We start from the raw sequence: 12,785 nt of genomic DNA, 5'->3' as shown, positions 1-12,785 counted from the left end.
TAACTCGACTTTGGCCAATCTAGGCGGTCGCCGCGAGCTGTTCCAGCAGGCGATCGAGTCGCTTGGACGAAATTAGGACCATCTCCCCCTCGGACCGTGAGTAGGCGTAATTCTCCTCGGCCCAGATGGTGCGCCGCACCAGGGCCAGGCAATCGGAGAAGGTGGCGTGGGACTTCAGATACCAGGCCGTGGAGCGCGGCAGGGCGTCCCAGCGCTCGCGCCACCGGTAGACCATGAGACAGACGAGCGAGAACAGCGCCATCAGCATCGGCGTGGTGCGTGCGATCGCCAGGTCGTTCCACTGGCGCTGGGTCTCGACGCCGAGGTGGCGACGGACTTCCTCGAAGGTGACCTCGAGCGACCAGCGCTGGACGAACAGCTCCACGACGCGGGCCGGCGCCATGTTCAGGTCGGTGGTGAAGAAGGCTTGCGTCGGCAGCCGGCCCTCGGGATCGACCACGAGCACCCAGCGAATCGGCAACGGCGGCCATCCCGCGGTGTGCCACAGACACACCTCGCTGAGCAGGCGCAGCGTTTTGGGCTGTCCGTACCATTGAATCGCGACCTCCTCGCCTCGGGTGTGCGCCGCTTCCTCGCGTGTGGCGAGCTTGGCCAGTACGCCGCCTTTCTTCGGCTTGGGGCCGCGCCGCCCGGCGGGCACCGGCTCGGGAAAGGCGAACAGGCGTGCATCCAGGCGCAGGCGCGTGATCAGGGTCGCTTGCGCAGCCAGCACTTCCCACCCCAGCTGGATGCAGGAGTAGCTGCCGTCGCCGAGCAGGATCCAGCGGCGTTGCTGCAGCCAGCGCGAGACCAGCCAGACCATCCCGATGGTGAGCTCCACGACCGTGCGATGGTGCCGCGCGGCCGCCTCGTCGGCCCGTTTCGACGGCGCCAAGCGGGTGAGAAAGGGCAGCGCCCAAGGCCGCGTGCTCCACGGCACGGGCACCAACAACGCCATGCAGATCCACTCCAGCCCCAAACAGGTCACCACCTTGCCGCGCGAGGAGCGCACCGCATCGCGATACATCCCCTTCGCTCGAATGCGCGCGCCCTTGCGCCGTTCCAGCGTCTCGTCGACCGCCACCACGATCGGCACCTGCGCCGGCAACATCCCGAGCAACAACCCCAGCAGAATCCGCGCCCCTTGGCGCGACGACCAACGCGCCCGATTCAGCACCCGGTGGTAACGCTCGAAGCGCCGCTCCGCGCTCAGCCCCATCGCCCGCAGTGCCGCCGTCACCGTGCGTGGTCCTTGCGCCAGCAGCGTTCCCGTGAGCAAGACGTGCAGATGCGCCAGGGTCGGCGCGGTGAACAGGCAGGCAAAGGGCTGCAGAACAGATACAATCGAGGCTGGCAGAGGGAACATCCGCGGGCAGGTCCGAGGTTTTGGTCGACATCGGACGATACCGTCCGCGGCCCTCTGCCGCCACATCAATCGGGTCTGTCACCGTCGCTCCCGGCGCCTCGCGGCGCTTCCGCCGAGGCCCGGAAATGGCCAAAGTCGAGGATAAGGGAAGCGATACGTGCGGAACTTCTCTGCCGGGAGATGTGAGATCGTCGATTTTGTATCCCCTTCCTGAAATGTCCCGCAAACGCTCGCCGCGATCAGCGAGTAATACATGAACTCGGCTATATCCGAATCAGACGATACTGGCCGAAGTCGGTGGAGCGCCTTCTGGTAGCCGAAGACCCCGTCTGGTCCTCGCCAAACCGCTGCACGGCCCACTTCACCACCCTCGCAAACCAATAGATCGCCCTGAGATACCGAATACCGGTCCATCTCTTCTGGGACGATGTCCATCTCTGGCAAGCCGATGGTATTGATCCGCCCCCATTGCACATCCTGGTTGCGCAAATAGGGAACTAAGTGATGCCCCTTGATCCGCTTCTCATCGAGCATCTTGCCCAGCGCTACGTGGTACCGAAATGCCAGCTTCGCTACAATCCAATGCTCGGGGACTTGGCCGATCCAGGCTGACCCTGAATCCTTGTATGCTGGATATGGCTTGCAGTGACTCATGCCGCTCCACTCGCCTCGAACAGCCAACCCCGGCCCTGTGCCTGGCGGGACAAGTGCTTGGCCTTGCGCTCGATCTCGCGCTTCTCGAAGGCAGAGAAATCGATGGAGCAGTGTTCGGGATAGGGGACGCCATCCTCGATCACGGCCAGTGACTGGGCATCGCATTCCCCGTGGAGCACAGCCATGACACCAGCCGAGGAGCAGGCTGGATTGCTGACAAAACGCTTCCAGGCGGCCTCCGCCTCGATCAAGTCTCCGTTATCCACGGACAATCGCTGCTCGTCCTTCGGCGTGGGGCGAAACGCTTGCGAGGTCGCACGGCCTGCTTGGACGAAGTTCGGGTGGATCTGGCGGAGCAACAGCGTTTCAGACCTCACGCGCCAACCCCCCCCAGGCTCCACAACTCCTCATTGAGCCTGCCCCATTCCTTTTGCCCGAGCGATAGATCAATCGTCCGCTCACGCGTCTGGTCCGTGCTCAACCGCACCGCCTGATAGAGGGCCGTGCGACCCCCGAGGTCGATCTCTAGCGAGACCTCCCAATCGCCCAGGCTCCATTCGGCTTGAACCCCGCCTTCAGCCGTCGGGTAGAGGTACGGTAGCGGCAGCTGGGAATCGAAGTAGTCGTCGAACGCCTGTGCCAAGGAACGCAAGGCGACAGGATCAAGGCGTTTGCCTCTGCCATCGAGCCATCCGTCAGGGAGCGCCGCAAGCTCCTCAAGGCGGGTTTCGACATCCAGCGCATCTAATGGGCTGATGTGTTCGATGGACTCGAATGACTTCGGACGCTCGGCGCGATCGCGTTTGATGACACCCTGCACCGCGACGATCTGTCCTTCGCGGTAGGTCGCGAAGGCTTGCAGAACGGTCTCGCGTTGCTGCTCCGCGAGTGGCGCTTTAAGCTTGAGGCCATCGCTCAGCTCCAGCTCGAAGGTCAGGTCCGCTTGATCGACCTCGGGAATACGTCCCTTGAGCGTGACCTCCTCGGTCCACTCTTCAGCCTGAGAGGCGCGCAACAGCCGTTCTCGAATCGCGGGCGTCAATGCGGTCGTCTGTCCGCCGGAGCGCGTGAATTCGATCGCCTCCCCCTCGCGAAGCCCACGCCCGAATCGGTCGAAGTAGCGCAGCAGCTCCGGGGCCAGAGTCGGCTGTTGACCCAGCTCGACGCTGGCAATCGCCTCGATGATCTTGTCTCTGGCCTGCTCGAAGTAGTCGACAGCCGATGGTGGGAGCAGCGAAGGAAACACGATTGCAATGACCGGAACCGCGCTGCCACTCTCGACGGCGGTGAGATGCAGCTCGAATCCTTTGGTGAAGCCTTTCGGAATGCGGGCGCGACTGGGATTCGCCTGCCGAAACTCACGCTTGGCCACCTCGACAAGCATCGATTCCAGAGCGGCGAAGTCCGTCAGGATTTCGAGGGGAAGCGTATGCTCGTCGAAACGGCGACCGACCAGTCGCGGTTTCAGGAACACTTGATTCATGTCGTGACCTCTCCAAGCAGTTCGGCAATCTCGGCTTCGACCTGTTTCAGGTCGGCGTCGATCTCCTCCAAGGGGCGGGGACGCTCGTAGCGGTAGAAGAAGCGGTTGAAGTTGATCTCATAGCCGACCCGGCCGATTTGTCCATCTTTCTCGTCGAGAAAGTCCTCGTCGATGTAGGCATCCGGCACATGGGGCAGGACTTCCCTGGAAAGATAGTCTTCGATGTCTTGGCCGAGGGGGACGTTCTCGTAGTCGGTCGAATCGGGGTCGGGAATCAGCACGCCGTTCGGCCGACGGACCGGATCTCCGTTGGGGTCCTTCTTGCCGAAGACATCGATCAGCGTTTTGACGAAGGGCTTGCCGACCTTGCCGGCGGCGGAACAGATCGATGTCACCTCCCCGACGAACGACTCCGCCCAGAGGAAGGGGTATTCCTGACCCAAGTGTGGTTTGAGCGCCGCTTCCCAGGTCCTTCGCTGCTCGTCGGACAACTTCAGCCAGGCATTGGCGACGTGCAGGCGCGGAAGTCGCTCTTCGTCGATGCTTAGCACCATCCGCAGCGGACGCAGCACCTTGATGCGCCGGTAGCCGAAGGTGCGATAGTCGAGCATCCGGCTGATGCCGCGAGTTTCGGCCGCGGCATAGACGTCGGCGATCTCGCGTATCTGCTCGGGACTAACGATCCGCCGCTTGTTGCCTTCGTTCCTGATCGAGGTCCACAGGTCGGTGGCGTTGATCAACTGCACCTTCTCAATTCGTTCGACCGGTTTTCGGTTGGAGAGGATCCACAAGTAGGTGCCAATCCCGGTACGGAAGAAGATCTCCGTGGGAAGAGCGACAATGGCCTCCACCAGGTCGTGCTCCAGCAGCCAGCGCCGGATCTCGGACTCGCCGGAACCCGCTCCGCCGTTGAACAGTGGTGACCCTGACAGCACGATCGCCACGCGCCCGCCGCCGTGCTCGGGGCACTCCATCTTGCTGGCCAGGTGCTGCAGGAACAGCATGGAGCCGTCGTTGATGCGCGGCAGGCCGGGACCGAAGCGGCCGGCGTAGCCCTTCTCCCTGTGCTCCCGCGTGACATCCTTTTGATCTTTCTCCCACTTCTTACCGAAGGGAGGATTGGCAAGACAATAATGAAAGCGCTCGCCGGGAAACTGATCGTCGGAGAGCGTGCTGCCGAGCTTGATGTTCTGCGACAGATCGCGCCCTGGATCGGTCTCCAGGGTACGCAGCAGCATGGCCGTCAGGCAAACGGCATGGGTCTCGGGTTCAAGTTCCTGTCCGTGTGGAATGAGCGCTGGCGGCACCTGGAAGCGGCTGCCGTGATCGGCGACATGGTTCATGGCGTCGGTGAGAAAGCCGCCTGTCCCGCAGGCCGGATCGTAGAGGGTCCGAATGAGACCCGGCGTTGACTCGAACAGGGCGTCGTCCGGGTCCAGCACGAGTGTGGTGGCCAGGTGGACCACATCGCGGGGCGTCATGAAGTCCTCGGCGCCTTCGTTGACCTCGGCGCCGAAGCGACGGATCAGGTGCTCGTAAATATTGCTCATGACCCGATCGGGGACCGCATCGGGATGCAGGTCGATCGTCGCGAAATTCCGGCAGATCCTGAAGAGGAGCCCCGCCTTGTCCAAGCGCGTCAAGGTGTTTCCAAACTCGAACTGCTCAAAGATGACGCGGGCGTTGTCCGAAAAACGGGCAATATAGTCCTGGAGATTTTGACGCGTCTTGGTACCGCCCAATGTCGCCAGGGAGTACTCAGAGGTGTTGTAAAAAGGGAAACCCGAGATACCGGGTAAGATCTGGTCCAGGGCCATACCACTGTCCCGATGCGTCAGATACGCCTCGCGCACTTCCGCCCGAGTGGGTTCCAGCACGCATTCCAAACGCCGGAGCAGGGTAAAGGGCAGGATAACCTTGCCGAAATCCGTGTGCTTGAAATCCCCCCAGAGATCCTCGGCGTTTTTCCAAATGAAGTCCGCCAAGGACGTCCCCGAGCCTGTCATTTCCGCCATTCTCGACTCCAGTCGCGCAAACAGACACGTATCATGCCTTGTGCCGGCTCGTCTCGCCATGTTCCAAGACCCCGATCAATCGGTCGGGACCAAAACGCCGGATCAGCGTGCTTCAACATGCAGCCGCGCCGGGTGCACTCGACGGTTTGCGGGGTGGTGGTTGCCGCGAGGTGTTCAGGCGGTCATCGGTCTCTGGTTGGAGGTGCCGGTCTTCTGCTGCTTCGCCCCGGATAGGGTTTCTAGGGTTTCTAGGGTTTCTTGAGCCCGGTGAAAGTATCGTCCGGGGAAGGGGATATTCCCCACGTCGGTGTTCTGGCGAAACTGACTTCATCAGCCCAAAACTTTCTCTGAGGAAAAAAAACCCTAGAAACCCTAGAAACCCTATTTTCGCCCTCAAAACGGGTGCCCGACCGTGCCGGTGGCAGCCCAATGTGAGTCCGCGAGCCGTTCGACGCGGTACTCATGGGCGACCTTGGTGCTGCCGATGCGCGGTTTCTTCATCAAGCGCAACCCGCCCGCGATGCGTCCCTCGAAGTGGCGCAGATACCATCCAAGCGCCTTGCGGTTGATCCGCCCGCGCCCGTCGTTGGCGACATCCAGCAGGGCCTCGGAGAGTGCCGCACGCTTGGCATTGTGCGTCGTGCTGAATGAGTCCACCGCCTCGGCCTCGCGCAGCAGTTCAGCCGCCGTGGTCCATTGCGCGCCCCGGATGTCGAACCACGCGCTCAGGAACAGCTCCAGCTTGTCGGCCTCCGGGTCTGCTTCGCGCAAGCGGGCCTGTGATTCGGTCGGATCGGGATACCCGAGCCAGCGAATCGGCGCCGCAACCGCCATGCTCCACGGCTCGAAACGCCCCAACAGCCGTTCGCACACGCCCGGTTGATGCGCTTGCCGGTAGGCTTTGAGGATGGCGAACAGCGCCGCCAGCAGCTCGCCGCGCCGCCGTGTCACCATGCCTGTCAGGTTCGGCTCCTTGAAGGCGCGCAGCTCGGGCCGCTCCACGCCTGCGTCCAGTTGGATCAGCAGGCTTCGCCGGGTCATGTCGCCCCGCACGCTGAGATTGTTGCCGGTGGCCGCGAGGGCGAGACGCGCCGGCAGCGAAACCGTCTCGCTACGCCCCAAGATCCGATCGGACCATTCCCCGGCCGTGAGCAGGGCGTTCAGCGCCTCGCCGCCGATGGGTCGGGTCCAGTTGTCCAGGTTGATCGACGAGACGCCTTGCAGCAGCAGGGCCGTAATCCGCTTACGGGTCTCCTCCTCGGCGCTGGTGCCTTGAATGGCGGGCATGATGGCCGCGTCGCGCCCACGCACCAGTAGGTTGCACGCCTCGACCAACAACCCCTTCCCCGTGCCGGGGGTGGTGGCCGATACGCAGACCAGGGGGGCCGTCTGGATCTGCGGGCGCAGTGCGAGGGTCAGCAGGTAAGCCAGCACCACGGCATGATCCAGCCGACTCTCGACGAACGGGAACTCCAGAAAGGGTTGGAGCAGGAACGCCGCCGCCCGTTGGGCATCGTCAAGAGAGATGCGCTCCGGCAGCTGGAATCCGGGAAAGCGCCCCTCGACATAGAGCCGGGTCGCCCGGTCATACCCCGCTTGTGCATGCAAGGTACCGTCGTCGCGCAGGATGGGGGCCTCGCTGATTCCCAAGAGGCTCGGCATTCCCTCCCAATTGCCGACGCCTTCCAGCAGCGCCGCCGTCACCTTGCTGCACGGGTCGACTTCATACCATTCGTCGTTTTCGGATTTGCGCTCCCACTTGGCCGCCCTGCCAAGCTCGACCATCAGCCCCGCGCGTTGCAGGGTCACGATGGTGGCCGTTCCTTTGGGGATGGTGCAGCCTTGGATCTCGCCGGTCTCTTCCAGGTGCGCCACTCGACAGAGCGTCTGCCCGCGCTGAAAAACAGCCGGGGGCTGCACGCCCGCCAACGCCTTCGCCGCCGCGCTGAGGTTGCCGGGAAGTGCCCCGCCCACGATGCGCACTACCGGCCGGGGGTCCAGGATCTTGCGCCAAGCGTTCATCGCTCTGGCCTGATCGCCGCCGTGCTCGAAGATCCTGAGCAAATCGAAGGCGTCGTTACTCGGGGCCGCGCTCAGGGGGTCATGCGCGCCGTGATGACTGGCAACCAACCATCGCCCGTCGCGGGCTTTGTAGAGCGCAACGCCGGGCGTGCTGCTCGTCGAGCCGGGGGCCAACAACCGATAGACCGGCTCCCCGTTGAGCGTGCCGGATCGGTTCTTCAGCGCGTAGCCGTGCCCCTGCAAGACTGCCAGCATGGCCTCGGGGTTGCCGTGAAGCGCGTTGTACTGGCGGAACAGTCCGCCGCCCGATCCGTGTTTCGGTCCCGCCAGCGCCGCCGCTTCCAGTGTCTGCGGGGTCAGCGGATCTTGCGCGGCCTTCCACGCGACGCACGCGCCCACGTCGAAGACTTCCTCGGTGTCGCAGACATAGACCAAATACTCGGCCTCGGGGGTTGCCTTGCGCGTGAAGTACCACGGCTGGCTCCAGGTGTGATTCTCCTTCACGTCCGCCACCGCCACGCCTGCGCGGTGCAGTTGGTCGCTAGTCCACTCCACGCAAGCGGACAGCGCCGTCGTGTCGGGGATCGTCGCCGGGATCAACACGCGGTAGCGGTTCCCCTTGCCGGGTTGTCCGTGGCTCGCGCTCGTATAGACGACATGGGCAATGTCCAGATCGCGCAACGCCTCATGCACCAGCATGGGATGAGGTGCGCCGGGGGTGATCTCGCCGGTTTCGGGGTCGAGCGTGCTGTCTCCATCCAGTATCAGCAGCGCCGCCTCGGTGATATGCGCGTCGCCGCGGGTCGGGTAGCCCTCGGAAAAGGGGCCGCGCACGAAGTAGCTTCCATCCTTGCGCCCGACGCGCGGGGTCCGCTGGAACGTCTCCGTCAGCTCCTCGAACGTGAGCGTCCAGGTTTCCAGCGCGGTGTTGGTGACGGGGCCTTTCGATCGCGCTAGCTGCATCATGCTGCACCTCCGAGAGCCGAGCCGACACCGAAAGCCCACACGGTGATTGCAATACCGGCGAGGCAAGCAGCGACGGCGGCGCGACAGATGCCGACCTCGATGCTACGATTAAGCCGCTGTTCTGGTTGGTGTTCGGCGGCTCGCCCGGTCTCGTCCCCGGTCGGGCCGCGCCTGTTTTTGGGGGTCGGATTCATTGGCCGATCCCCTCACGCCGCAGCCTGCACGCCATTGGATTGATCGAGCCAAGCGAAATAGCGGTCCACGTCGATGTAGACGCGGCGCCCGCGACGCAGGATCGCGCCGGACTCGGCGAGCCCGTTGTGCCTCTCATTGAAAATCTGCCAGCGGATCCCGGCTTCGGTGAATGCGGGGTTGGCGTCGGCGAATTGCTTGACGGTCAGAAGGTTTCGGTTCGCCATAACATGCCTTGTGAGTGCTTCAAGGGGCAGGTGTTGCCGCTTGTTGTTGAGCATGTTCGGCGCGAATTGGGGGCGCGTCTGCCCCGCTTATGCGTGAACCCCCGCATATGCGGGGGTCGGATAATGCATACCCTGGGGTCTGTCGGCGGTCAGGTGGGCTTGATGCCGAGGATGAGGTCTTCACGCCCCGCTTCCCTGCATGCGGTCTTCACGGCATTCCTTATCTGCGCAGGACTGCACGCCTTGAATTCCTCGCGCTCTCGGAGTTCGGCGGCGATCTGAGCGTGGTTCATCTGTCCGCGCACAATCATGGGCAACGCCTCGCGCTCGATCTCGGTCTTCGCTGAATTGAGCTTCGCCCACCGCTTGTCGGCCCGCGCCCGCGCGACCTCGCTGGAATCAATCCGTCCAGGCGCTCCGCTTGGCTCGGGCTCACTCAAGCGGATGCGCTCGATCTCCTCGTCATTGATCGCGTATTGCAGCTCTTGGCTGATATCCAGGAATTGACTGTCGGCCCATCGCTTCACGTCGCTCGGGTGGCAGGGTAGGGCGAGCTGTGATTCCTGCTGAATGACGCGCCAATCGGCTCGCTCGATTGCAGTCATCTCATCCCATGCCTCCTCGCCGGGGTGTGCCAGCCTTGCCATGGACTCCGAGACCTCGTATTCCGAAAGCCCCGGCTCACACTGCCCGTCCATCAGGACTAGAAAACGAATCCAGTCAACGGTTGGGGTCATCCCTCAACCCTCCCCGAAGATCGCGCGGTTCATCCGCTCGACCACGCCGGCCGTATGGGCTTCGGAGAGGTGCGCGTAACGCTTCACCATGGCGAGGGTCTTGTGTCCCAAGACTTCCGCGATCTCGGCGAGGCTCGCGCCGTTCATGGCGAGGTAGGAAGCCGTGGTGTGGCGCAAGTCATGGAAGTGGAAATCGGTGATCTCGGCGCGCTTCAGTGCCGCTTCCCACGCCGCCCGGAAATCCATCGGCTTGACGGCCTTCGGGGGCTTCGCCGGGGCTGGAAACACGAGATCGGTATCCAGGCGGCGGACCTTGGCATGTGCTTTCAGTGCCTCAAGCGCAGGGCCGGCCAACGGCACGACGCGGATCTCGCCGTTCTTGGTTTCGCGCAGGGTGATCCGTCGATTCGGGAGATCCAGGTCCGGCCAGCGCAGATTCGTCAGTTCACCCTTGCGCATGCCGGTGGACAGGGCGAGAAGAACGACGATGTAGAGCCAAGGGTTCTTGGATTCGGTACAGGCGTTCAGGAGGGCGGTGCGCTCCTCGCCGGACAGGAATCGGACGCGGCCGTCCGGTTCGGACGGCCGGTCTACCTTTCGCATCGGCGAATCGTCCAGCCATCCCCATTCGCGAACCGCGATCCCGAAGGCATGGGATAGCGGGGCCATGTAGCGGACCACGGTAGAGGGCGAGAAGGTCGTGCCGTCGCGCTTGGTGGATCTGGCGAGCTTGTCGCGGGCCTCGACGATCTTGGCGGGCGTCACGTCGGCGAGGGTGTAGGCGCCGAGTTCTGCCTTCCACCATTCGAGCTGCGCCTTAATGATTTGCTTGCTTCGCTCCCCGCGCGGGCGCTTGGACTTGCGAGGGGGTCTCGGCAGCACGTCGCGGGTGTAGCGGTCGATCAGGTCGGCGAGTGTGTGTTTCTTGGCTTCGGCTGTTTTGAAGTGCCGTCCCTCGCGGATCGCGGCTTCCGTCTGGCTCGCCCATCGCCGGGCGTCGGTCTTTCGCTCGAAGGTCTGGCACTGAGCCGGGTAGCCCTTCAGGCGAATCTCGACGCGGTATCTCTTGGCGCCGGTGCTGGTGCTGTGTTCCGTGATGCTTGCCATGGGTCAGGCTCCCATGGTCATGCTGTTGCGGGCGGTATACTTCGCGGTAGCCATTGCCGAACCTCATCATCAGGCTGGTGGTGGTTAGGGCCTCGTTTCGGTTGCCGCCGATTCGGGGCCTGCTTCTCTTCACCAACAGTCTACGATAAAGCACCGCAAACGCCAACATCAGATACAAAGTCTGAAGCACTTAGCTTCTAACCTTATGTACTGAAATGACATCACAGGCATCATGCGGTGTTTCGTCGCACTTAGGTCGCAGTACGGCGGAAAACGGGCGCCCCGAGGGTCGGTTTTGCTGCTCCAGGTCGGTCGATCGCAGGCGTGGACAGATGGTCTAGCGGGGGAGGTTGCGGGTGGTGCTCTTGTTGTGGGGTGTTGTTTTGCAGTGCGACGAGAGTGCGACGCGGACAGGTCCAGCAACAAAAAAGGGGCTAGGCGTTTGGCCTAACCCCTTGTCTTTTATTGGTACCGAGGGCCGGACTCGAACCGGCATGGTGTTGCCACCGTCAGATTTTGAGTCTGATGCGTCTACCAATTTCGCCACCCCGGCAACGCAGCTGCGTAGTATACCTGCGGTGCTTACTCATGGCTAGCCAGCCGTCTGGGTGTGGATACGGCCCGGTCGCGCCGGCATCGAGCGATCCGAGTTCCACGGCTCGGATCAACGTTCGTCGAAACCGGCAAGCCGATAGAGCCGGTTAGCCTCGTCGAGATCCTTCTCCACGCCGTGGCCTTGCTCGTACATCATGGCGAGCGTGGTCAGGGAGCCGACGAGACCTTGCTCGGCAGCCTTCTTGAACCAATGCACGGCCTTTTCCGGATTCTTGTCGGTGCATTCGCCTTCCATGTACATGAAGGCGAGCCCGTGCTGGGCGAGGGCGAGGCCGGCTTCGGCCGCGCGCTTCATGGAGGTGTAGGCCAGCAGTGGGTTGGGCAGCATGCCGAGACCGTTCTGGGCCATGATGGCGATTCGATATTGGGCGTCTGGGATCCCCTGCTCGGCGAGCGGCGAAAGGAGGCCCGCGGCGCGCGAGAATTGTTTGTATTCGAAGGCGGTAATGCCGCTCGACAGGGCCATGTCAAGGTCGGTGATCTCTTCGGTCATGCTGGATTCCTCGTGGTGATGGTGTCGGGGGATGCCGGTGCCGTTGCGCGAGGGCACGTGCCGCTCAGGCCGAACGCATCGGCAGGTCGACGAAGTCGAGCCAGCGTTGCAGCAGCGCGTCGTCGGACGCCGCGACGGCAAGTCTGGGGGACAGGCTGAAGTCGGTGGCCTCCGTGGCGCCTCGGTCGGCGTAGAGTCGCGACGCAGCCCCGGCCTCGGATGCGATCAGGTGCCCGGCGGCATAGTCCCAGAGTTTTTGGCCGCCATGGAGATAGAGCTGGTAACGGCCGGCGGCCAACCAGCACCAATCCAGCGCGACCGATCCGAGGTTTCTCTGGGAGCGAAAGCCGCCGGGCCGAAACAGCGCGGGGATGCGCTCGGGCGGGAGACGTTTCATGTCGATCATCGCCAGGCAATCACTGAGCTTCGGACCGGGGGCGAAGGGGCGGATGGACTCGCCGTTCAGCGTCGCACCACACCCGCGTACGGCGGAGAAGCACTCGTCGCGCACCGGGTCGAAGATGACGCCCAGGGTGACCTGTCCGCGCTCGACGAAGGCCAGGGAGATCGAAAAGCCGGGGAAGCCGCTGGCGTAGTTGCCGGTGCCGTCGAGCGGATCCAGGATCCAGACGCCGGTGTCGGTCTCGGTGAGGAGACGGCCTTGATCTTCGGCGGACATCTCTTCGCCCAACAGCGGCGTTTCCGGAAACTCCCGTGCGATGGCCTCGACGATCCGTGCCTGGGTCGCGAAATCCGCCTCGGTGACAAGGCTGCCGTCGGCCTTCCTCTCGGCGAGGATGCTGTGAAAGCGCGGCATGATCTCGGTGGCTGCGGCTTCGCGCAGGATGTCGCCGATCAGGTTCGGGTCGGGTTTCATCGTGGGTCTCTGGTTAAATCGGTGTTCGTGT

The 12,785-nt window shown here is 63.3% G+C and carries 11 protein-coding genes and 1 tRNA gene; all 12 read right to left on the bottom strand.

Features of this window, described 5'->3' with window-relative positions; all coding sequences use genetic code 11:
• Positions 1 to 19: 19 nt before the first annotated feature.
• The gene (locus tag LT988_RS04875) at positions 20 to 1,366 is read right to left on the bottom strand and encodes an IS701 family transposase (protein ID WP_232406313.1); all 1,347 of its coding nucleotides are present in this window, start codon (positions 1,364 to 1,366) and stop codon (positions 20 to 22) included.
• Positions 1,367 to 1,444: 78 nt separating this feature from the next.
• Positions 1,445 to 1,900, bottom strand: coding sequence for a restriction endonuclease subunit S domain-containing protein (locus tag LT988_RS04870; protein ID WP_232409105.1), 456 nt, complete (start codon positions 1,898 to 1,900; stop codon positions 1,445 to 1,447).
• Positions 1,901 to 2,016: 116 nt separating this feature from the next.
• Entirely contained in the window at positions 2,017 to 2,397 is a 381-nt protein-coding gene (locus LT988_RS04865) for a hypothetical protein (protein ID WP_232409104.1), read from the bottom strand.
• Positions 2,394 to 3,503: a hypothetical protein gene (locus LT988_RS04860; protein ID WP_232409103.1), complete on the bottom strand. Its 1,110-nt coding sequence runs from the start codon at positions 3,501 to 3,503 to the stop codon at positions 2,394 to 2,396. Before LT988_RS04860 ends, LT988_RS04865 begins: the two co-directional genes overlap by 4 nt.
• The gene (locus LT988_RS04855) at positions 3,500 to 5,518 is read right to left on the bottom strand and encodes a type I restriction-modification system subunit M (RefSeq protein ID WP_232409102.1); all 2,019 of its coding nucleotides are present in this window, start codon (positions 5,516 to 5,518) and stop codon (positions 3,500 to 3,502) included. Before LT988_RS04855 ends, LT988_RS04860 begins: the two co-directional genes overlap by 4 nt.
• A gap of 393 nt (positions 5,519 to 5,911) precedes the next feature.
• Complete coding sequence (locus LT988_RS04850; protein WP_232409101.1) at positions 5,912 to 8,506, bottom strand: hypothetical protein; 2,595 nt, start codon at positions 8,504 to 8,506, stop codon at positions 5,912 to 5,914.
• 206 nt (positions 8,507 to 8,712) lie between these two features.
• Complete coding sequence (locus LT988_RS04845; protein ID WP_232409100.1) at positions 8,713 to 8,925, bottom strand: hypothetical protein; 213 nt, start codon at positions 8,923 to 8,925, stop codon at positions 8,713 to 8,715.
• Positions 8,926 to 9,074: 149 nt separating this feature from the next.
• Positions 9,075 to 9,662: a hypothetical protein gene (locus tag LT988_RS04840; protein ID WP_232409099.1), complete on the bottom strand. Its 588-nt coding sequence runs from the start codon at positions 9,660 to 9,662 to the stop codon at positions 9,075 to 9,077.
• Positions 9,663 to 9,665: 3 nt separating this feature from the next.
• The gene (locus tag LT988_RS04835) at positions 9,666 to 10,769 is read right to left on the bottom strand and encodes a tyrosine-type recombinase/integrase (RefSeq protein ID WP_232409098.1); all 1,104 of its coding nucleotides are present in this window, start codon (positions 10,767 to 10,769) and stop codon (positions 9,666 to 9,668) included.
• 466 nt (positions 10,770 to 11,235) lie between these two features.
• A tRNA-Leu gene (locus LT988_RS04830) sits at positions 11,236 to 11,322 on the bottom strand.
• A 111-nt stretch (positions 11,323 to 11,433) separates the two neighbouring features.
• Complete coding sequence (locus tag LT988_RS04825; RefSeq protein WP_232409097.1) at positions 11,434 to 11,877, bottom strand: tetratricopeptide repeat protein; 444 nt, start codon at positions 11,875 to 11,877, stop codon at positions 11,434 to 11,436.
• A gap of 64 nt (positions 11,878 to 11,941) precedes the next feature.
• Positions 11,942 to 12,754, bottom strand: a complete 813-nt coding sequence (locus LT988_RS04820) for an inositol monophosphatase family protein (RefSeq protein WP_232409096.1) — start codon at positions 12,752 to 12,754, stop codon at positions 11,942 to 11,944.
• Positions 12,755 to 12,785: the final 31 nt, after the last annotated feature.

Origin of the sequence: Thiocapsa bogorovii, assembly GCF_021228795.1 — a bacterium.
Lineage (GTDB): Bacteria > Pseudomonadota > Gammaproteobacteria > Chromatiales > Chromatiaceae > Thiocapsa > Thiocapsa bogorovii.
This window is presented reverse-complemented; position numbering and strand designations above follow the sequence as displayed.